Origin of the sequence: Pseudomonas sp. HMSC066A08, from assembly GCF_001813025.1 — a bacterium.
Taxonomy (GTDB): Bacteria; Pseudomonadota; Gammaproteobacteria; order Pseudomonadales; family Pseudomonadaceae; genus Pseudomonas; species Pseudomonas aeruginosa.
Genome location: NZ_KV811236.1, coordinates 1 through 262 on the forward strand (window position 1 = coordinate 1; position 262 = coordinate 262).

1 tRNA gene is annotated in these 262 nt (G+C 37.4%); it reads left to right on the forward strand.

What is annotated here, in order from left to right:
* Positions 1-103: 103 nt before the first annotated feature.
* A tRNA-Asn gene (locus tag HMPREF2886_RS02270) sits at positions 104-179 on the forward strand.
* The last annotated feature ends 83 nt before the right edge of the window (positions 180-262 follow it).

Consider the following 262-nt stretch of genomic DNA (forward strand, 5'->3'; position numbering starts at 1 on the left):
ATTGATGCAACTTGCTGTTTATCTATCCATTTAAACAAATATCTACGATTGGCCTTTGACATCTCAATTTTACCACTATATGATACACGCCACTTAATGATGTTCCTCCATAGTTCAGTCGGTAGAACGGCGGACTGTTAATCCGTATGTCACTGGTTCGAGTCCAGTTGGAGGAGCCAAATTTAGAAAAGCCCGCTTATGCGGGCTTTTTGCATTTTTAATGCCCATTATTTCTTTTCTTATTTATCACTTTTATTCATTA